Here is a 20,640-nt window from a genome sequence, read left to right on the forward strand (position 1 = left end):
CAATGTTGTCCTCGAACCCCAAACCGCTGGCAACTCCTTCGACTTTGACTACAACATCAGTAATATCGGCGGCGCCGCCACTGGAAACTACACCGTTTCTTTTTACCTGTCTGGCAACGACTTCATTAGCGGGGCCGATAAGTCGCTGGGTAGCGTCTCCCTCAGAAGCCTCGCGGCTGGCGCTACCACTGGAAACTTAACCACTCGGCTCACAATGCCGGGCGTCAATGATGCCTTCTGGTTAGCTAACGGTGGCAATGGTGACTACACCGTCGGCATGATTATCGACTCTGCCAACACCGTCACCGAATCTAACGAAGGCAATAACCGCAATCAAGGACAGCTCATTGACTTTGATACCCTTGTCGTCAATGGCACCACCGCTGCTGACCTTGTTGGGTCATCATCGAATGTGGTTCAAGAACCACTGACAGCAGGGGCAACGTTCGACTTTGATTATGTCGTCCAAAATCTGGGTGGAATTTCCACAGGTCAGCCCATCAAAGTGTCATTTTACCTATCCAGTAATGCCACTATCAGTAGCGCCGACTATTTCCTCGGAGAGGCAACAGTTGGAAATCTTGCAGCAGGTGCTTCAACCGCCGCCCTTTCTAAGCAACTGACCTTACCTCAGCCTGGCGATCCTTTCTGGACAGGTAATGGGACTTACCACATAGGTATGATTGTCGATTCTGGCAATGTGGTAGCGGAGGCCAATGAAACCAATAACCGTAACCGAGGCGATCTGATTGACAGAGACGCCGTACTGATTACAGGAACCCAAAAAGCAGACTTGCTGGCCACACTCGGTAACGTAATTCTCGAACCTCAAAACGCCGGTAGCACGTTCACATTTGAATTTGATATTAGTAACCAAGGGGGTTTGGCAACAGGGGCATTTGATGTCCAGTTTTATCTATCTAGCAATAGCACCATTAGCACCTCCGACCAGCTATTGGGCACGACAACCCTATCAAGTCTGTCCGCTAATAGTTCAACAGGAACCCTCACTGTTGACCTTACCCTGCCGGGAATTAATGACTCATTCTGGCAAGGTGACGGCACCTACTATGTGGGCACATTGATCGATTCTGGCAATGCGGTAGATGAGTCTAATGAGACCAATAATCGTAACCGAGGCCTACTCCTCGACTATGACGATTTAGTTGTCAACAAGACAGCGCAGATTGGTCGACGGGAAAACGATGATTTCATCGGTACTGATGCGGCTGACTTCTTCCAAGGATTGCGCGGCGACGACGACATTTTTGGTAACGGTGGCAATGATATCCTACGTGGCGGACGTGGCGACGACGACATCGTTGGCGGTCGTGGCAGCGATATCGTTAACGGTGAGCGGGGTGATGATTTTCTCGTTGGTGTTGATACTGCCACCACCATCAATCCAGGTAGTAATCAGATTGATCGGCTCATCGGCGGTTTGGGTGATGATACCTTTTTCTTAGGTAACTCTAATCAAAGTTATTACACCGACACCACCTCTACTGACTACGCCATTATCGCTGACTATACTGCTGGGGAGGATCTTATCGTTCTCCACGGAAATGCCAACAGCTATAGCTTGGGCACACCAGCAGCAGGACTGCCCTCAGGTACTGGCATTTTTCAAGGCAATGAACTGGTGGCTATCGTCCAAGGCGATACAGCAGCTTTGAGTTTGACCAGCGGAGCGTTTGGATACCTCTAAAATCTAAAGAGTCGCCTCGTTGGACTAAAACCGCCCTAAGCGCGTTGGGTAGGTCCGTCCTACCCAACGCACAGATACTAACCAAACAGACACCAACCCATCATCTGTAAATGAGTCCTGCAGAATCATTGCCCCATGCCAGATAGTACGGATCTTTTATTCCAGCCTGATGCCTCAGCATTCTCTGTCGAGGAGTCATTTGCCCCCTTATCGCTGCCGTTCCCTAGTGATAATGCCCATCAAGCAGGGGTGGGTAACCATAGCTCAACCGATGAGTTCCTGCAAACCCTAGAAGCTAACTGGGCACAAGCTACGCATCTCTCAAATAGCTACAGTCAGCCCTCAGAGAGGGCTGACTTAGTCACAGAGTTTTACAGACAGCAGGAAGCACTGGCTTTGGATATATCCCTTGGCCAGCCTGATGATGACACTGCATCATCGGAACCGATTTCTTCAGAAGGTACCAGCCTTAGTCAACGTTTTGACCCGCTGTTGGGGTACGGTCTAATCGATGCCGCTGCCGCAGTTGGTTTCTTGTTGGGACAAGCTCTGCCCGATGTGCCCGACCTGACTGATGACAATTGGGGGCTAGATGCCATTAATGCACCGGAGGTCTGGGACCAGGGCATCACAGGACAAGATGTGATTGTTGCCGTAATTGACGATGGCGTTGATATTAATCACCCCGATCTAGCCCCCAACATTTGGCTCAATCCCGGCGAAATTGCTGATGATGGCATTGACAACGATGGTAATGGCTTTATCGATGATCTCCATGGCTGGAACTTTGCCCAGGGGCAAAACAACAATAATGTTTTACCGCTGCTGGGCGGCACCCATGGCACCCATGTGGCGGGCATTATTGCAGCGACGGCAGATGGTCAAGGCATCACGGGGGTAGCTCCCGATGCCAAAATTATGCCTATTAAAATTGGCGATGCTCCCAATAACTTCTTTGTGAATCCAGGCGATCTGTCGGCGGCAATTTACTATGCCGTTGATAATGGGGCTAATGTCATTAACATGAGTCTGGGATGGCCTGCTTCTCCGGAACTGGATGCCGCCTTACTCTACGCGGCTAGCCAGAACGTAATTGTGGTGTCATCGGCTGGTAATAGTAGGAATGCTAGCCCCGGTGCACTGGCCCTTTACGCGCAAGAAGTCGGCCTATCGGTAGGGGCAGTTAATCCGAACAATGTACTGGCAAGTTTCTCCAATGGTGCTGGGGAGGATTTTAATATCCGCCATATTACGGCACCTGGAGTAGGCATTCTTTCCACGCTGTCAGGTGGTTTCTATGGTAGACAGAGTGGCACATCTATGGCAGCTCCTCATGTGGCGGGTGCGATCGCATTAATGCTCCAGGCCAATCCTAATCTCAACCATGCCCAAGCCACTAACCTACTGATCTCCCAGTCTAATCGCTCAAATCGCTTCGGCTAGTTACGAGCCTCTACCCTGTCAGGGACTTGAGAGCATGCTTTGAGGTCCCTGATGCATACAAATGGAAGCATGGGCCAATTTAGGTTCTATCCTGCTCTCTTACTTGGGAGGTAATGTTTCCCGATAGAATGATTGCACTGCGGGCAGCCGTTCGTGTGGGCGTTGCTGATTCGTTGATCAACTAGCAGCAGCGTAGACCATGGTTTCGTTGGCCCGTAAAAATTTACTCAAAGACCTGCCTCGGTTTTTAGTGGCCCAGGCGGGTATTATGTTTGCGGTCAGTCTGGTCACCATCCAAACCGGTATTCTGAAAGGCTTTACCCGCTCCACCACGCTACTGATCGACAGTTCTGCTGCGGATATTTGGGTCGCCTCAGAAAATATCGTCAACTTTGAGCTGACCGAACCATTTCCCTACGCACAGGTGCGTCAGGCTCAAGACATTGAGGGCGTCGCCCTAGCCGAAGCGCTCACCATCGGGTCTGGGCGGTGGTATTCCGACGGCAAACTCACCACGCTGCGGGTATTTGGCTTTGACCCTAATGGTCGACTATTTCGTCCTGGTCAGGTGTCTGACACTGCGATCGCAGCTCTCAATGCCCCCTATTCGGCCCTGATTGACCGCACCAACATGCGTTCTTTTCGCATTGATGACGTCGGGGATACCGCCCGCATTCGTCAGCTGCCGGTAACGGTTGTAGGGGTAACTAGCGATACTCAGTCCCTGGTTTCTAGCAAATTTGTCTTTACGTCCTTGATCAACGCAGGAGCCTACATTAATTCTGGCTTTTCATCGGAACTCACCTGTCAGCTAGGCGAAGGAGACATTACCTGCGTTAATGCGTTTGAGCGTGATGCCAATACAGCTGGTGAGGTTGCGGCTCCAGCCCCCCTTAACGCGGATGCACCGGTGACCTATGTTTTAGTCAGGGCTGCACCGGGAGAAAATTTACAGCAGCTGAAGCAGCGCTTAGAGGACACACTGCCGGGTACAAAAGCATTTACTAAAGATGAGCTGATCGATACCACCCAAGCCTATTGGCAAAATCGCACCGGTATTGGTTTTATTCTGGGGTTAGGAGCCATCGTTGGTGTGATTGTGGGCATGGTGGTAGTGGCTCAGATTCTGTACACGTCAGTTTCTGAAAATCTGCGCGAATTTGGCACCCTCAAGGCGATGGGGGCATCAGACTGGGATATCTACAGTGTGATTTTGGAGCAGTCGCTGTGGATGGCGGTGTTGGGCTACGTGCCGGGGCTGCTGCTGTGCTGGGGCATGGGCACTTGGACCGCCGCCACCCAGGGCATTGTGGTGCTAATCACCCCCATTAGTGCCATCGGCGTGTTTGGCATTACGGTGGTGATGTGTGTCGGTTCAGCTGTTTTTGCAATTCAAAAAGTGACCCGTGTGGATCCGGGTATCGTGTTTAAGGCTTAGTATTCCAGAGAATGCGGGAGCTTATCGGTGAGGTGTGGGTTTATTAATGGTTGCGATCGCAGCACAAAACATCCAAATGTCCTTTATGTCAGGCACCACTGAAACTAAGGTGCTCAAGGGCATTGATCTGGCTATCCCCTCCGGGCAAATCCGGTTGATGATGGGGCCATCAGGCTCGGGTAAAACGACGCTGCTATCGATTTTGGCGGGAATTTTGACCCCAACGGCAGGTACGGTACAGCTGCTGGGGCAAGAAATCACCACACTATCCCGGAAAAAGCTGACCGTCTTTCGTCGCGACCATATCGGCTTTATTTTTCAAAGCTTTAACCTGTTTCCAGCCCTGACTGCGCTGGAAAATATTGAGCTAGCGCTCCAGCTCAAAGGGTATAAAGGGCCGGGTATTAAAGAACAGGCATTTGATTTGCTAAAGCAGGTGGGACTGGGCGATCGGGCGAATAATCTGCCATCGGATCTGTCGGGGGGCCAGAAGCAGAGAGTTGCGATCGCTCGCGCTTTAGCCGGTGAACCAGAACTGATCATGGCCGATGAACCCACAGCTGCGCTAGATTCTGCCACAGGTCGCGATGTGATCGAGCTGATGCAGTATTTAGCCAAAAACAAAGGCTGCACGGTATTGATCATTACCCACGATCCACGCATTACCGATGCGGCAGATGAAATTACCTACCTAGAAGACGGCGTTTTAGCCAAGCAATCAAGCTTGGTTAGTGGACTGCACTGAACTTATCAAAGGTGCTGTCGCAGCAATATATTCAAGTGATATCGTTGCTATCATTTTGATGGGTTCACCAACCACGATTTTGAAGACAATCCATGGCTAATTTAATTGTCCGTAATATTGACGAAACTATTGTCAAAGCGCTCAAACAACGCGCTAGCCGTAACGGTATCAGTGCAGAGGCTGAACATCGTAAGATTTTAGAACAAGTTCTATTGCAGCCGCCTAAAAAATCTTTTGCCGAAGTGCTTTGCTTGATACCTAACGTTGGCCGAGATTCAGACTTTGAGCGAGTTCAAGATGACAGAGTGTCCGATGTATTTGCTTGATACCAACGTCATCAGTGAGCTGCGCAAGCAAGAGAAGGCTAATCTTGGGGTTCAACAATTTTTTCAGAATGTTATCGAGCAAAATAGTCGTATTTATATCAGTGCTGTAACTATCGGTGAACTGCGTCGAGGTGTGGACCTCATTCGTTATCGCGGCGATCAGCCTCAAGCAGAATTGCTAGAAACCTGGTTGCAAACTATTTTGAATCATTATGCTGACCAAATTCTTGATTTCACTGCTACTGAGGCTCAAGTATGGGGACGGCTGCGTGTACCCGTAGCAAATAACGCTATTGATAAACAAATTGCTGCGACGGCATTGACCTATGGGTTAACCCTAGTCACCCGTAACATTAAGGATTTTGCTGGGACTGGAGTTCCTTTACTTAATCCATTTGAGAAGTTTAGTAAGGGAAACTAGCAAGTAGTTGTGAGCACTTTAAGTAGCTGTTAGTTCTTGTGCAATATCAATCAAGATTTCAGGCACTGAACGCGGCTGCCAGCCTAGCTCTCGCATTGCTTTGTCGCCACTGATGCCCACACAGCGGTCATATATGTAGTGAACCAGCTCATTATTCAGAGGCGTATTCCAGGAAAAGGCTTTGCCAATAGGGTCCAGTAGTCCGCCAATGGCCCGAACAAGCGGCTTAGGGGCATCGGTCGGAGCTTTAACACCAGCCGACTGACCTAAAATCTGAAACATTTCGCCGATGGATAGCTCGCCTGCAGAGATGATGAAATGTTCGCCGGAGGGAGCTTTTTCGGCGGCCAGCACCATAGCCTGGACGAGCTCGTCTACGTGGACGATGCCGGTGATGCGATCGCCCTCGTCCCAGTCCTATTAGTAATGGCCTGGCTGACATTTGCTACGATCACTAGCAACTTTCCTATTCGCCCCCATGACATTTGAGATCATTGCGGACCCGCCACCATTAGAAGTCAATCCTGATAATGTCGTGCTGGTGGGCAAAACTCGGGTCACATTGGACACCGTAGTCGCTATTTTCAAACAAGGTGCAACGGCGGAAGAAATCGTCCATCGCTATCCCACGTTGAAACTTGCAGATGTGTACAGCACCATTGCGTTCTATCTAAATCATCAGCAGATGGTGGAAACTTATTTAGCAGAGCGCCAGTCTCAATCAGGGACTATTCAACAGTTAAATGAGGCACGCTTAGACCCGAATGGTATTCGCGATAGATTGCTGAATCGTAAGCATGCACAAGAAGCATGTTGAAGCTGTTAGCAGACGAAAACCTAGACAACACCATCATTAGAGGTCTGCTCAGACGTAATCCAAGTATTGATATCGCCAGAGTTCAAGACGTTGCCTTATCCGGTAAAGATGATCCGACGGTATTAGCATGGGCAGCTCAAGAGCAGCGTGTATTGCTCACTCATGATGTGGCTACGATTCCAAATATGCTTATGAAAGAGTCGCTCAAGGCTATCCAATGCCAGGAGTAATCGAAGTGCCAACCCAATGCCCCCATTGGCCAGGTCATTGAGGATATTTTGACAATCCTAGAATGTATTGCGACTGGCGAGTTAGAAGGTCAAATTTTGTATTTGCCTCTGTGAGCGCTTTAAGTAGCTGTTAGTTCTTGTGCAATACCGGTCAGGATTTCAGGCACTGAACGCGGCTGCCAGCCTAGCTCTTGCATTGCTTTTTCGCCACTGATGCGAACACAGCGATCATAGATATAGTGAACCAGTTCATTATTCAGAGGCGTATTCCAGGAAAAGGCTTTGCCGATGGGATCCAGGATGCCACCAATGGTTCGAACAAGCGGCTTTGGGGCATCGGCCGGAGCTTTCACACTGGCCGCCTGACCCAAAATCTGAAACATTTCGCCGATGGATAGCTCGCCTGCAGAGATGATGAAATGTTCGCCGGAGGGAGCTTTTTCAGCGGCCAGCACCATGGCCTGAACCAGGTCGTCTACATGGACAATGCCGGTGATGCGATCGCACCCCGGCCAAATCGGTAACCGTCCCTTCAAAAACAGCTTAATTACTGGCCCAAAGTGGGGGTCATCCGCCCCAAAAATCCCCCCCGGCATCACACTAACTGCAGAGTAACCATCAGCCACATACTGATTGACTAATTGCTGAGCCTTGTACTTAGTCTCATCATAGGCTGAGGAAAATCCTTCCTGAGTGCGTTGGTAAGTTTCATCGATCACCTTACCTGCCGTATCGCCATAGATGCCGATAGTACTGCAATAGACTAACTTAGGCGGTTGAGCCTGGGCCCTGATCGCTGCCAATACCGTGCGTGTCCCCTCTACATTGACCCGTTCCATACGAGCCGCATCCACAATGCCCAAGTCCACACAGGCCGCAATGTGAAACACCACATCAACATCTGCCATGGCATCTTTCAGCGCATCCGCATCGGTAATGTCGCCATTGATCAGCTGCACATCCAACCCATCTAAGCGTGACAGGTCACTGGTACGGCGCACTAACCCAACTACGCTGTGACCTTCAGACACCAGTAGTTTGACCAAGTGAGAACCGGTAAACCCATTTGCCCCCGTAACCAGTGCTTTCATCCGTTTCTCCCAGAGTCCCAGGCTGTATGGTAGCTGAAATCGATCCGAGAATCAGCAACACTGATTTTGTAACCACAGATCGTTTTTCAAGAAAAAGCCACTTAAGATGTAGATACTTTAAAAACTGCTCCTCTGAATGACAAAAATAATTGCCAAGGCTGATTTTGTGCTCACACCATATATGAAGAGCAATGACTTACGAGCAGCTTATCAAGTTCTAAATACACTCATTCCCTACATTTTTCTATGGTTTTTAGCAGCAAAAGCAGTGGCAGTTTCTGTTTGGTTGTTGCCGCCGATTATTGTTTTACTAGTGCTCTTTTCACTACGCTGTTTTTCTTTAATGCACGACTGTGGCCATTACTCGCTATTCAGTTCTAAAAAAGTTAACCGAGTAGCTGGATTTGTTTTTGGTCTAGTTAACGCGATGCCTCAGTACTGGTGGTCGAGAGACCATGCCTATCATCACAAAACAAACGGTGATTGGGAACGCTATCGCAGCATTGGAGATTTTTTATCGACTAAAGAGTACGCTCAACTGACTCCATCTGACCAAAAAATGTATGGGTTGCTTAGACATCCCTTGATGGCATTTCCAGGTGGTTTCTTCTATCTAGCCTTTAAGCCTAGAATCATTCTACTCTTGGGCAGCTACGACTTTATCCGTCATGCGTTTTCTTGTTTGAGTTCCGATACCAGCATGGGACTTGCAGCCATTATTTCATCCCATAAACCTCAGCATTGGTCTACGGCAGCAGAATTTTGGGACATTCTCTTAAACAGTATTGTTGTTGTGGGAGGCTGGATTTTTCTATCTTTCTTGCTGGGTCCCGTTTTCTTTCTCAGTGTGTATTCAATTGTTTTAACCCTGTCTGCAGCTATCTTTATCAATATCTTTTTTGTACAACATATTTTTGAGGGAGCCTACGCCCACAAAACAGAGGGCTGGGACTATCTAACTGGGGCTGTTGAAGGCAGTAGTTATTTAGATATACCCGCTGTTTTTAAGTGGTTTACTGCCGATATTAGTTATCATAATATCCACCATCTTTCCGAAAAAATTCCTAACTACAACCTCGAGACCTGCCATCAGAAAAATAGCCACCTTCTTTCCCAGGTCAAGAAAATTCGGATAGGTGATGTACTGAGCTGTTCAAAATTTATTTTGTGGGATTCTGACGCGGATAAGCTGATATCTATCCAGGAATTTTATCAACGTCAGGCTAATGCCTTTTCGTAAATTCGGTAGGTTTTGTAGATAGTAGCTCCGGTGCTTTCGATGATGTTTCGCGATCGCACATTGTCCTCATACACCCAAGACAGTTCCGCCCGCCTATAGGAAGGCTTTTTATCAGTGCCGCCTTTCATGCCTAAATACACTACCGCCAAGGCCACCATTTTGCGGCTATACTCCGGTAGCGTACAGATAGCTAACACCCTGGCCTGGTCTATCTTGCGTCGATACCAAAGAAATTTGAGCATTCCAAAGATATCAAGCTTACCCTTTACATGCTTGAGGGCAATATTGTAGTCCGGCAGCGCCATAAAAAAGCCTACCATTTTGTTGTTTGAGTCTTTTTTAGGATCTTCTGCAATCACGAAGATGTCCGTATCCACTAAAGTTTGCAGCTCCCGTGCTTCAACCATAAATTCCTCTTCCGTACGGGCACTAGAACTCCAGTTGTGGGCAAACGCCGTTGTAAAAAGTTCGTAGATCTGGCGACAGTCCTGTTCAAACGCTTCACCCTTGGTGTGAATAGCCCGAAAGGTGATACCTGCTTTTTGAGCAATTTTGTAGCCCCGCTCAAAGCTATCGGGTAAAGGATTATCTAACGGCAAATTATAGGCATAGGCATCTTTCGCCTTTTGCCAGCCGTTAGCCTCCATGATGTCTAGATAATATCGAGGGTTGTAGGGCATCATTAGCATCGGATCCGAATCAAACCCATCTACCAAAAAACAGCAGTTATTGTGGGTAGATAAATCAATCGGTCCTCGAGCCTTGGTCATCCCCTGCTGCTGGAGCCAGTCAGTCGCGGCATCCAATAAAGCCTGACCAATCTCAATATTATTAATGCATTCAAAAAAGCCGATTAACCCAATCGAGCGCCCTTCCCGCTCCACCAGTCGGCTATTGACCGCTGCAACGACTCGGCCTACCGGTTGCTCACCCTCATAGGCCAGAAACTGCTGCAGTTTGCCATATTGAAAAAATGAATTTTCCTCGGAGAACTGTTTAGCCGTACTGGATTCGATGGGGGCAACCCAGTAAGGATCGTCACGATAGACGTAGGCTGGAACAGCAATAAAGTCATGCTGCTCCTTGGGTGTCGTGATTGCTTTAATGGCAAAGTTACCCATGGGAAATGTGAGTAGTGGGCGTACAGGCGTTCCATGGAACGCCTCTGCAGACATACTTTTTGGATCTTATAAAATCCTGATCCCTAAGCATACTGGGCAACAGCACCGCCTAGCTTTTGGCGAACAGCCGTCATCGCTTCCACCAACCGATCCATCTCAGCCTGGGTATGTAGGGCATTGGCTGTAATCCGTAGACGCGGCTTAGCAATAAACCAAATAGCTGAGACCCAAATGCCGTGCTCCTCCATCAGCCCTCGGGCAAAGGACTTAGGATCTAGATCAGGCGGTAGCAGTACAGGGATGACATTAGTTTCACCAATCGCGTCAAATCCTTCGGCAACTAGCTTAGAGCGCAGGTATCGGGTATTAGCCTGGAGCTTAGCCACCCGTTCTGGCTCACGACGGACTAGTCGAATGCTTTCTAAGGCAGCCGCTGTGACCGGTGGCGGTAGAGAAATAGTACCGATAGAGGTAGGCGACACGTCTAATAGGTCTATCAGCTCGCGGTTAGGGGAGCTGATGGCGGCCCCTGCTGAACCCGCAAACTTAGAAAACGTCGTCATGATAATGGGAACAATGCCGCGATCAATCACCGACTGAGGCGTAATGCCAAAGTGGTCATAAATACCCTCGCCTTTACCACCAATGGCTCCACTGGCATGGGCTTCGTCCATCACGACCACACTGCCAGGATAGTCTTCCATGATGTCTAGCATGCGGGGTAGAGGTACCACATCGCCGTCCATTGAAAAGACCGCATCAGAAATAACAATCACCCGATCGTCAGGACGCACATAGCGACGCATTTTGCGCTCTAGATCGTCCATATCGCAGTGGCGATAGGCTTTCACACGTACCTTAGGACTGTGGCCAAACATCTTACCCGAGCGGTTATCGGCATTGACCACAGCTGCAATGATGCAGCCATGGTTCAGCACATCGCTAAAAATAATGGTCTCACGGGTATGCTGAAATCCCTGTACAGGAACGGCTAGATGGCAAAACCCATCCATTAAAGCCTGTAACGCCATCCAAGCATTGAGAAACAGCTGCGTATGGGGCAAATGTTTAAAGGCAGAAATTTCGTCTTCTAGCTGACGGTGCAGGTCAATACGACCGCTTAAAACAGAACAGGAGCTATTGGACGTACCATAGCGACGGATAGAGTCAATCGCAGCTTGAGTAACTTCAGCATCCTGGGCCATGCCCAGAACATCGTTAGTACAGAACGTTAGCACCTGATGCCGCTTACCAGTGCCTTGCTCTTCCACCTCTATTTGATTGCCATTTTTCTGATGGCAAATAAACTTGTCAGGATATAACCCGCTTGCATGCAAACGTTGCACGTAGTTATTAACGACTTCCACAATTTACTCCTCATCACCTACATTGAGCATATCAATCAACCAAGCTCTGAGCTAAAAGCCGATAACCCCTGGCAACAGGTCTTGGCAACGGAGGCTTGGGTATCCCAAGCGGGCGATTCACACAAGCATACCGTTACTAACCTCCTGAGATGGTGGGATAGAAGACTCTTTTGACGTCTCAAAAGGTGACGACTCAAGAGTTTCTAAACGTTCATATTGCCCAACAATAACCCGCTGTAGAGCGATAATAGCCGGGTTGACTTCAACGTAGTTACGCTGCGGATCGATGGAGTAGTTACGCTGCTCACTTTCCATCATTTCTACGTCTTGATGTAAAAACTTGAGAAAAATACTGTTCAAAATCACCTTTTCTACCCCCCTAGTTAGGGGACCATTCAGCAACCATTGCGGGAGGGGCAGCTTAAGAAACAATAGCGAAAAAGATTTTGTTTCTGTGGGGCCTACTGGCAAACGCATGAGATAGAGTGAAGACACGGACTCTAATGCAGTGGCGTAGTGGGGATAGCGATAGTTGATTGAAACTGTGCGCGTAGTGCTGCCACTGCCTTTAGCTCCTAGCCCCAATAACTTACTCAAAAAGCCCTCATAGGACACCTGATAGTCAGCCGAGACACCATTGTCGTCCTGCTTTAGGTTAATTAGCTTAGGATCGTACCAGCCCTGGAGATCCTTGTGTAAAAAGCCATGGAACACATCCATTGTGTTCTCATTACAGATGGAGAAATGGGCCTGAAAATGTCCTGGAATGCGCACCATAAACCATCCCGGTTGATCATATTGAGGAACTTCGGGTAAAGGTTGTTGCTCAGCTAACTCTGCCGCCCCTGGAAAGACCCATATAATCCCGTAAGCCTCCCGCGTGGGATAGCTACGGGCCTGGGCACATGGCAGTTTTTGCTCTTGAGGAAAATAGGGAATTCCCACGCACTGGCCATCACCATTGAATTCCCAGCCGTGGTATGGGCAGACCAAATTGTTGCCATGCACTTCCCCTCGATGCAGCTCTACACCTTTGTGTGGACAGGCATTTTCTAGGGAATTGACAGAGCCATCGGCATTGCGATAAACCGCTAAGGAAGATTCCCAGATTTGCACAGAAACCACGTCCCCTGGCTGGAGCTGATCGGCCCAAAAAACTGGATACCAATAGTTGGGGTTGATACCAACAGCTCGTGCACGCCGGTATATGGGTTGACCTTTAAGAACAGCAGACGCTTCCATCTTATACAGCTAGAATTAGGGGTTGAAAACAATCAGCAACAAAGTTTTTTTACTGTACGAGACGTAGCTTGATTTTTACTGAGTAAAGCCGCAATCAGCTCAGATTTTTGCCTTAAATCAGATGTCATCGTGGTTGCAGTATGACGGTAGTAAACGCGCTGCTGACAAGATTTAGTGACGCTTCGCGAACTGGCAATTGAATACATTCAAAGTAAATGAGTAATTGGCTACAACATTAATGGCCACCTCAAACGCCAGTAGACATATGCACGTAACAACGCCAACCGGTTGGGTATAAGTTTTTGCTTATGCCTAGTTATGGCTAATGTTAACATCTATTAACTTGTCACGAACGATTGGCCCCTGGAGGTGTTTTTGCTACAAGTGTTGCTGTGTTCCCCCCTATGACCACTGTTTATCAGAAACCTACTGCCCCCGAGCTAGATCAGCTACCGCAATTTCCGCCATCGCCACCCCCCATACGTCATCCTCGGCAGGTCTTAGCTGTTTTGATGATGGCGGGATGTTTGTCGAGCGCAGCTGGAGCTGTGGTTGCGCCTGTGTTTCCAGAGATTGTGGAACAATTTGAGCTAAGCAGCCGTTGGGCTGGGGTGCTGGTAAGCACCCATACGTTGACCACAGCCTTAGCCAGTCTGATCTTTGGTCTGCTTGTCAGTCGATTGGGCAGTGTGCGAATTTTGCTATCGTGCCTGGTGGGTTATGCCATTTTTGGCAGTTTAGGAGCCATTGCCCATGGCTTTTGGGGAATTTTGCTATCGCGGGCACTGGTGGGAGCTGCCAGCGGTGGGATTGGTGCAGGCAGTATTGGTATTCTTAGCAACCTCTACAACGGTGAAGCTCGCACGCGGATGATGGGCTATGCCACCAGCGCCTTGGCAACGGCGACGGTAATTTTTCCGATTTTGGGTGGTTGGCTGGGGTTGTATAACTGGCGCTGGGCGTTTGTGCTTTATGGTTTAGGTTTGCCAGCGGCAGTAGCTGGTCTGTTGATTTTGCCTAAGGGACAACGACAGCATAGGAAAAATGGCATTCCTCAAACTGACGGCATTGGCAACATCCTCAAACGGGGTCGGGTCTTGCTGATTTTGCTAGCGTTGGCAACAGCATCGGCCATCTTTTATGTGGTGGTGGTATATGCGCCGATGTACTTAAAAGATGCGATTAATGCATCCTCTTTATTAAATGGCTATGTTTTGGCCGCACGTTCGGTGGGCGCAGCGGTGATTGCGGCGGTGGGAGCGGCTAAGGTGTCTAAACGGCTGGGGGCTGGTGGTGCGATCGCAACCGGTTTCCTGCTCATGGCCATTTCCCTCGCCACCATTCCCAATGTGCTATCACCACCGCTGATGCTGCTAGCGGGGTTAATTTTTGGTCTAGGGTTTGGCCTAGTCATGCCTAACTTTTACAGTGCCCTGGCCGATTTTTCGTCTGATTCTCAACGCTCTGGAGTGTTGGCCATTGGCACAGGCTGCGCCTCCCTTGGGCAGTTTGTATCACCGCTGATGTTTGGCCCTATTTGGGCGACGGCGGGAACCCACGTATTCTATGTAGCGGCGGCCATTGCAGCTACAGTGGGTGCCCTCAACTGGATACGTCGTTAATGTCGATCAATGATTCTCAAGCGGTCCCTACTCAAATTTATTAAGACAGGGGGAATTCCCCTACTATTGACCACAATTGCCCTGAGGCAAATTGCTCTAGTCCATATCGCTGGACTCAGTCCCTGGCATGGAGGTGGATATGGCATGTTTGCCTCGATTGATCGTGATGAGCGCCGGGTGATCACGACTCAGCTCATTGGCTGTGAGCAAACCGAGGAAATTAACTTACAAAAAATTGTGGCTGACACTCCAGGGGTGCTCAGCCGCGACACCTATACCCATGTCAGTACGTTTCCCACTGAGGCCCAGCTGCGTCGTATGGGCAGGCGTTTGCTAGCTAGCGATAGTCAGGCCATCCGCCGCAGAACAAATCGTGAACAGGGCTGTAAACTGCAGCTGCAGCCGTGGCGACTGGTGTATGACGGTCGTTATATAGTCTATGAGTCGCTGACTGACCCCGTTGAGGTTCAGCCGTGACTTTAATCAAGCGATGGAACGCCTGGCTAAGCAGTCTAATGCAGCCGCCAATCTATTTATTGGTACTGCGTCTGACGGCGATCTTGCTCTTGCTCCACGGGCTGGACCACTGGGTCTGGACCATGCTGCCAGAAAAGCTGCTGGCGTTGGCGATGATGGTGTATCCGGGCCTGGTACGCAATCGATGGGCTTGGTTAGGAATGAGTCTGTGTCTGGTGGTTAATAACCTGTGGCACTGGTCACGCCTGGTCAATCATGAGTACCTTTACACCTATTGGGTATTGGTGTGTGTGATCGCGATTTGGAGTCGCACACCTAAGCAGGTTTTGCGCTGGAATGCCCGCTGGCTAATTGGCCTATGTTTTTTCTTCGCCACGCTTTGGAAATTTCTAGGGGGGGAGTATCTAGACGGCTCGTTTTTGCATCTGACGTTTTTACTAGACAGTCGATTAGCCATGGGAGCTGTGCTGTTTGGGGGTCTAGACCTAACCACCCTGGCTGAGAATCGTCAAATATTTGAAACCATGCAAGCCTCAGCTGCTGTACTAGATTCTCACCAGTTAATCACCACACCCCGCATGGCGGTAGCTAGTTTAGTGCTGTCCTATTGGACGATTCTGATCGAAGGGTTGGTGGCGGCTAGTTTTTTGCTGACGGTGCCCCGAGGCCTACATCAAAAGCGGGATTGGTTGCTGCTGGTTTTTGTGCTGACCACCTACACCGTGATTCCGGTCTTAGGTTTTGGGGCCTTGCTGATGGTGATGGGGCTGATTCAGACCAAGAATAATTTTATTGCGCGTATCTATTTGGGTTTGCTGATCTCAATGCCTATTTGGATGCCGCTACCCCAAGGCATTTTTTGGGTCATTCAAAATTTTTTGCTCCATTAACCGACCGACATATCCGGTGATTCTTGCAATAGCCACAGACCGCTATAGGTCATGCCCGAATCATCGGGACGGATGAGTAGAAAATGTAATCCCTTAGCTGTGGCTTTACGCTGCTCAAAGGTATTGGCAGCACCCCGGACATCATTGTCGTCAAAGGTAGTGAAGACAAAGCGATCGCACAGCCCCGCTTCCAATATCAGTCCATCCGGCTGTCCGGCCATATATTTCAAAAAAGCAGGCCGTGTTGACTCCATCCATTGGGCCAGCCCCATCGACCGGCGACCGGCATCAATCACTACCCCAGGAATCAGCACCGTACTAGACAAACCAATTTCCAACGGCAGCAGATCTTTGGGCACTGAGCGTACTGGAATCGCCTCATATTGAAACCGCAACAGGTCGGCATTAGAGAGCCCTGCAAACCGCCAGGTTTCACCCCAGAGATTGTCGGGCAACGGCACTGGTGCCGCGCGCTCAATGGCAAAGGGCGAGTAAGGTTCCCCCGTGTAGGTTTTGAGATTGGAATACCAGGCTGTGCGCTGACGCAGCCACTGTTTTAGAGTGGGCAAACCGCGTTTAGCCACCACAGGAATGTCCAATTCTCGGCAGGCCACCTCCGCCAGGGTTTGGGTCTGGGGACGGAACACATACAGTGCTTTGGGACGATAGCCTGCTCGATGGATGGCACGCTTCAGCTGCTGCCGTAGCCACATGGCATCGGCAGCAGGCTGTGGGCAGGTTTCTGCGTAGCTAAAGTCCATGTCAGACGTACACAGCAACAGCTCCCATAAAGCATGGCTGTCAGGATCTTTTAAGGGACGGCGGTAAAAGTCGAGCTGCCAGGGAGAACTCATGAAATATAGAGCTGATTGACATAGTCAGACACCATGCGATCGCTATTAAAAATAGGAGCAATGGTACGGATAGACGCTTTCATGCGTTTAACCCAGCCTCGGGGGACGTGGTTGCGATCGCAATCGTAATACAACCGGACAATGTCCCGTTCTAGCTGAGCGTAAAACGATTCTGCATCTATCGTATCTTGAACATCCTGATCTCTGGTTTCAGCATCTTCACCAATGGTCCAGCCGTTGAGATTGGGTTTATAGCCTTCGCACCACCAGCCATCTAGAACGCTAAAGTTGATGCCGCCGTTGAGAGCCACTTTTTGACCGCTGGTCCCCGATGCTTCTAGAGGACGACGGGGCGTATTGAGCCATAGATCAATGCCCTGAACCATCAGCTTCGCGGTGTACATATCGTAGTCTTCGATAAAGGCAATCCGGTCCCGCAGATCTGGATGACGGCTCCATTCCATAATCCGCTGGATAATCCGCTTCCCAGCAGTATCGTTGGGGCGGGCTTTGCCAGCAATAATCAGCTGCACTGGCCGTTTCTGATTGGAAAAAATTCGGGTGAGCCGACTGAGATCGCGAAAAATCAGGTGGCTGCGTTTGTAGTCGCTAAAACGTCGGGCAAAGCCTAGGGTCAGAACCTGGGGATCTAGCAAACGCTCCACCGCCTTAATGTCATCAGAGCATTCCTTACGAGCCTGTCGCGCTTTGAGCACCCGGTCGCGGGTGTAGGCAATCAGCCGCGCCTTTAGAATCTGGTGCCGATGCCACAAACGATCGTCAGGAATCTGCTCGATTTTGCTCCAGGTTTCTGGATCGCTAATGCGCTCAGCCCAGTGCCGCCCCAGATAGTCTTGGTAGAGGTCCTCTAGCAGCGGGGCAATCCAGCTACGGGAGTGAATACCGTTAGTGACATGACCAATGGCTGACTGGCTGTCTGAACGCTTAGCATATTGATGCTGCCAAAGCTGACGCGAGACTTCCCCATGGCGTTTGCTCACTGCATTGGTAGCTCGGGTTAGCTGTAGGGCCAGGGCCGTCATGCTAAACACATCCGGATTAGACGTTTGAGCTCCCAAGGCTAAAAATTCAGTACGATCTAAGCCTAACTTAGGCCAATAGTCAGCAAAGTAGCTTTCTATCCTATCTAGGGAAAAGGTTTGACCTGTGGGCACTGGGGTATGGGTGGTAAACAGGGTGCGATCGCACACATAGGGCTTGATGTCGGCTAGGGTGCCCCCCATTTGTTCCATCTCAAACCGCGCTAGTTCCAACAGCGCAAAGGCCGCATGCACATCATTGAGGTGATAAATAGACGGTTCAATACCCAGAGCCTGCAGCATGCGCACCCCGCCAATCCCCAAGAGAATCTCCTGGGCCAACTGCTGATCTGGATCACCACCATAGAGCTGCCCTGTGATCCGTTGATCATCGGCATGATTTTCAATGATGGCCGTATCTAGCAAGTACAGCAGGCTACGCCCTACTTGTACTTGCCACACCTGAGCTTTGACCATGCGCTGACGAATCGTCACCCGAATTTTCAGCCGCTGACCATGTTCATTACAAACCGGCATCAGTGGTAAATTCTTAAAATCATTGTCCCTGTAGTGAGCTTCCTGCCAGCCGCTGCGGTTGAGACGCTGCGAAAAATAGCCCTGGTGATAGAGCAGCCCCACCCCCACCAGCGGCAGCCCCAAATCCGAGGCGGACTTAAGATGATCGCCCGCCAGCACACCGAGACCACCGCAGTAGAGCGGCAGTGACTCATGAATGCCGTACTCGATACAAAAATAGGCCACTGGGTGATCGCTCGTGATGCTGGGAGCGGCATCCTGGGCCCAGGTCTGGTCTCGATGGAGGTAGGCTTGAAATTCAGCCGCTAGGGTTTGGAGCCGTTTGAGATAGTGAGGGTCTTCCGCTAGCTGCCATAGCTGCTCTGGCGTAATCGCCTGCATCAGTGCCACCGGGTTGTGCTGACAGTCCTGCCAGAGATCGGGAGCCAGCGCCCGAAATAGAGACCCCCGCTCCGATGTCCAACTCCACCAATAGTTGTAAATAAACTGGTTCAGTGGCTTAAGGGGAGGGGGGAGCTTGGCACTGAGGGAGCGACGAAGAGTCATGGGCCTTCCAAGATTTTCTTTCAAAAGGGATAGATAACAAGAGCGTGGGCCATCGGCCCAATATTTGCCCAATAGTTCAGATATGGTTCAAGTTAGCGCAGACGTGCTGCGGTATATTAGACCAGTCCTAAATCTAGATTTTGCAGCCCTGAGCGGGCGGTGGTTGTAGCGATTAATTTAGCCTCACACGGCAGTACTTCATGGCCCCATCCCTTACCCAATTTGGTCAACAGATGTCCCACCTTACGGGGGTGCGGGCGATCATGAAAGATATCATTGAAACCCTACAGTCGGGCCAGTCAACAGACTTTATTAACTTAAGCGCAGGTAACCCGGTGATTTTGCCTGCGGTGGAACAGCTGTGGCGCGACTGCACCGCCGAGCTGCTGGCCAGTACAGACTATGGTGAGGTGGTCTGTCGCTATGGCTCTAGCCGGGGCTATGAGCCGTTGATCGATGCGATTAAAAATGATTTTAATCAACGCTATAGTCTAAACCTCACAACTGAGAATATTCTGATCACGCCTGGTAGTCAGGCTCTTTATTTCCTGGCAGCCAATGCCTTTGGTGGGTATACCTCCGACAACCAGCTAAAGGAAATTGTTCTCCCCTTGAGTCCTGACTATACGGGCTACGGAGGTGTTTCCCTCTATCCAGAAGCTGTGCGAGCTTACCGACCGACCCTAGAGGTGGACGCCGCTAACCATCGCTTTAAATATCGACCTGACTTTAGCCAGTTAACGATCACCGAGCAGACTGGGTTTGTCTTGTTTTCTCGCCCGTGTAATCCCACGGGCAATGTCCTAACCGATGATGAGGTGAAACGCATTGCCCAGCTCGCGGCTGATGTTCCTGTTTTTATTGATTCGGCCTATGCCCCCCCGTTCCCGGCGCTCAACTTTACTGAAATGACGCCCGTGCTCGCTCCCAACGTGGTCCATGGCATCAGTCTGTCCAAAGCTGGATTACCCGGTGAGCGGGTGGGAATTGCCCTGGGGGACGCTGCTACGATTCGCGTTCTAGAATCCTTTCAGACAAATTTATGTATTCATTCCTCCCGATATGGTCAGGCCATTGCTGCCCGCGCCATCGCCTCAGGGGCTTTAGCAAGGATTGCTAAAACTGTGATTCGGCCCCACTATCAGCAAAAATTTGCGGTCATCGAATCCACCCTGGATGAAGCCATGCCTGATATTCCTTGGTATCTCCATCGGGCAGAGGGGTCCATCTTTGCTTGGCTATGGCTCCAAGACTTACCCATGGATGATCAATCTTTTTATCAAGCGCTTAAACGCTATGGTGTGATTGTTGTACCGGGCAACCCATTTTTTCCGGGTCTGCGCGATGACTGGGCCCATAAACATCAGTGCCTCAGGATTAGTTTGACGGATACGGCAGAGAGACTTGCGATCGCAATCCGTCGCCTCGCCACCCTGGCCGAACAGGTTTACGCTCAGGCCAAACCATAATGACCCAACCCAAACC

The 20,640-nt window shown here is 50.0% G+C and carries 20 protein-coding genes; 13 read left to right on the forward strand and 7 right to left on the reverse strand.

Annotated elements, in window-relative coordinates; genetic code table 11:
• From IQ260_RS10375 to IQ260_RS10400, 6 genes are all read left to right on the forward strand, one after another.
• The coding region (locus IQ260_RS10375; RefSeq protein WP_322744932.1) for a CARDB domain-containing protein at nucleotides 1–1,708 on the forward strand (1,708 nt) is incomplete at its 5' end.
• Nucleotides 1,709–1,843: 135 nt separating this feature from the next.
• Nucleotides 1,844–3,151, forward strand: coding sequence for a S8 family peptidase (locus IQ260_RS10380; protein ID WP_193993034.1), 1,308 nt, complete (start codon nucleotides 1,844–1,846; stop codon nucleotides 3,149–3,151).
• Nucleotides 3,152–3,350: 199 nt separating this feature from the next.
• Nucleotides 3,351–4,589: an FtsX-like permease family protein gene (locus IQ260_RS10385; RefSeq protein WP_193993035.1), complete on the forward strand. Its 1,239-nt coding sequence runs from the start codon at nucleotides 3,351–3,353 to the stop codon at nucleotides 4,587–4,589.
• 34 nt (nucleotides 4,590–4,623) lie between these two features.
• A complete protein-coding gene (locus IQ260_RS10390) occupies nucleotides 4,624–5,334 on the forward strand; it encodes an ABC transporter ATP-binding protein (RefSeq protein ID WP_322744933.1) in 711 nt (236 codons plus the stop codon).
• Between the two features lie 92 nt (nucleotides 5,335–5,426).
• Complete coding sequence (locus IQ260_RS10395; RefSeq protein ID WP_193993036.1) at nucleotides 5,427–5,660, forward strand: FitA-like ribbon-helix-helix domain-containing protein; 234 nt, start codon at nucleotides 5,427–5,429, stop codon at nucleotides 5,658–5,660.
• The gene (locus tag IQ260_RS10400; protein WP_193993037.1) at nucleotides 5,632–6,081 is read left to right on the forward strand and encodes a type II toxin-antitoxin system VapC family toxin; all 450 of its coding nucleotides are present in this window, start codon (nucleotides 5,632–5,634) and stop codon (nucleotides 6,079–6,081) included. The genes IQ260_RS10395 and IQ260_RS10400 overlap by 29 nt, the downstream gene beginning before the upstream one ends.
• Before the next feature lie 18 nt (nucleotides 6,082–6,099).
• Here IQ260_RS10400 and IQ260_RS10405 read toward each other — a convergent pair whose 3' ends face one another.
• Entirely contained in the window at nucleotides 6,100–6,438 is a 339-nt protein-coding gene (locus tag IQ260_RS10405) for a Rossmann-fold NAD(P)-binding domain-containing protein (protein WP_193993038.1), read from the reverse strand.
• A 121-nt stretch (nucleotides 6,439–6,559) separates the two neighbouring features.
• On the opposite strand from IQ260_RS10405, the gene IQ260_RS10410 reads away from it, so the two are divergent.
• Nucleotides 6,560–6,898, forward strand: a complete 339-nt coding sequence (locus IQ260_RS10410; protein ID WP_193993039.1) for a DUF433 domain-containing protein — start codon at nucleotides 6,560–6,562, stop codon at nucleotides 6,896–6,898.
• Nucleotides 6,892–7,128, forward strand: a complete 237-nt coding sequence (locus IQ260_RS10415; RefSeq protein WP_228015825.1) for a DUF5615 family PIN-like protein — start codon at nucleotides 6,892–6,894, stop codon at nucleotides 7,126–7,128. The genes IQ260_RS10410 and IQ260_RS10415 overlap by 7 nt, the downstream gene beginning before the upstream one ends.
• A gap of 119 nt (nucleotides 7,129–7,247) precedes the next feature.
• Here IQ260_RS10415 and IQ260_RS10420 read toward each other — a convergent pair whose 3' ends face one another.
• A complete protein-coding gene (locus IQ260_RS10420) occupies nucleotides 7,248–8,219 on the reverse strand; it encodes an NAD-dependent epimerase/dehydratase family protein (RefSeq protein WP_193993040.1) in 972 nt (323 codons plus the stop codon).
• Nucleotides 8,220–8,487: 268 nt separating this feature from the next.
• On the opposite strand from IQ260_RS10420, the gene IQ260_RS10425 reads away from it, so the two are divergent.
• Nucleotides 8,488–9,459: a fatty acid desaturase gene (locus IQ260_RS10425; protein WP_322744934.1), complete on the forward strand. Its 972-nt coding sequence runs from the start codon at nucleotides 8,488–8,490 to the stop codon at nucleotides 9,457–9,459.
• Here IQ260_RS10425 and IQ260_RS10430 read toward each other — a convergent pair.
• The 3 genes from IQ260_RS10430 to IQ260_RS10440 all read right to left on the reverse strand — a co-directional run bounded on the left by IQ260_RS10430 (nucleotide 9,438) and on the right by IQ260_RS10440 (nucleotide 13,189).
• Nucleotides 9,438–10,634 (reverse strand): GNAT family protein, encoded by a 1,197-nt coding sequence (locus tag IQ260_RS10430; RefSeq protein WP_228015827.1) that lies wholly within the window; start codon nucleotides 10,632–10,634, stop codon nucleotides 9,438–9,440. The genes IQ260_RS10425 and IQ260_RS10430 overlap by 22 nt on opposite strands.
• Nucleotides 10,635–10,663: 29 nt before the next feature.
• Entirely contained in the window at nucleotides 10,664–11,947 is a 1,284-nt protein-coding gene (locus IQ260_RS10435) for an aminotransferase class I/II-fold pyridoxal phosphate-dependent enzyme (protein WP_193993042.1), read from the reverse strand.
• Between the two features lie 117 nt (nucleotides 11,948–12,064).
• Nucleotides 12,065–13,189, reverse strand: a complete 1,125-nt coding sequence (locus IQ260_RS10440) for an aromatic ring-hydroxylating dioxygenase subunit alpha (protein ID WP_193993043.1) — start codon at nucleotides 13,187–13,189, stop codon at nucleotides 12,065–12,067.
• A 404-nt stretch (nucleotides 13,190–13,593) separates the two neighbouring features.
• Between IQ260_RS10440 and IQ260_RS10445 the strand changes: the two genes are divergently transcribed.
• From IQ260_RS10445 to IQ260_RS10455, 3 genes are read left to right on the forward strand one after another with little or no spacing between them, the layout of a single operon-like run.
• Nucleotides 13,594–14,811, forward strand: a complete 1,218-nt coding sequence (locus tag IQ260_RS10445; RefSeq protein WP_193993044.1) for an MFS transporter — start codon at nucleotides 13,594–13,596, stop codon at nucleotides 14,809–14,811.
• A gap of 9 nt (nucleotides 14,812–14,820) precedes the next feature.
• Nucleotides 14,821–15,288 (forward strand): hypothetical protein, encoded by a 468-nt coding sequence (locus IQ260_RS10450; protein WP_193993045.1) that lies wholly within the window; start codon nucleotides 14,821–14,823, stop codon nucleotides 15,286–15,288.
• The gene (locus IQ260_RS10455) at nucleotides 15,285–16,178 is read left to right on the forward strand and encodes a hypothetical protein (RefSeq protein ID WP_193993046.1); all 894 of its coding nucleotides are present in this window, start codon (nucleotides 15,285–15,287) and stop codon (nucleotides 16,176–16,178) included. The genes IQ260_RS10450 and IQ260_RS10455 overlap by 4 nt, the downstream gene beginning before the upstream one ends.
• On the opposite strand, the gene IQ260_RS10460 is transcribed toward IQ260_RS10455, so the two are convergent.
• Entirely contained in the window at nucleotides 16,175–17,032 is an 858-nt protein-coding gene (locus IQ260_RS10460; protein ID WP_193993047.1) for a Tab2/Atab2 family RNA-binding protein, read from the reverse strand. The two genes, IQ260_RS10455 and IQ260_RS10460, sit on opposite strands and share 4 nt — an antisense overlap.
• Complete coding sequence (gene glgP, locus IQ260_RS10465; protein WP_193993048.1) at nucleotides 17,029–19,155, reverse strand: alpha-glucan family phosphorylase; 2,127 nt, start codon at nucleotides 19,153–19,155, stop codon at nucleotides 17,029–17,031. The genes IQ260_RS10460 and glgP overlap by 4 nt, the downstream gene beginning before the upstream one ends.
• 200 nt (nucleotides 19,156–19,355) lie before the next feature.
• Here glgP and IQ260_RS10470 point away from each other — a divergent pair, with 200 nt between their 5' ends.
• Nucleotides 19,356–20,624, forward strand: a complete 1,269-nt coding sequence (locus IQ260_RS10470; RefSeq protein ID WP_193993049.1) for a valine--pyruvate transaminase — start codon at nucleotides 19,356–19,358, stop codon at nucleotides 20,622–20,624.
• Nucleotides 20,625–20,640 lie beyond the last annotated feature (16 nt).

The sequence above is a fragment of the Leptolyngbya cf. ectocarpi LEGE 11479 genome (assembly GCF_015207065.1).
In the GTDB taxonomy this organism is placed as follows: domain Bacteria; phylum Cyanobacteriota; class Cyanobacteriia; order Phormidesmidales; family Phormidesmidaceae; genus Leptothoe; species Leptothoe ectocarpi.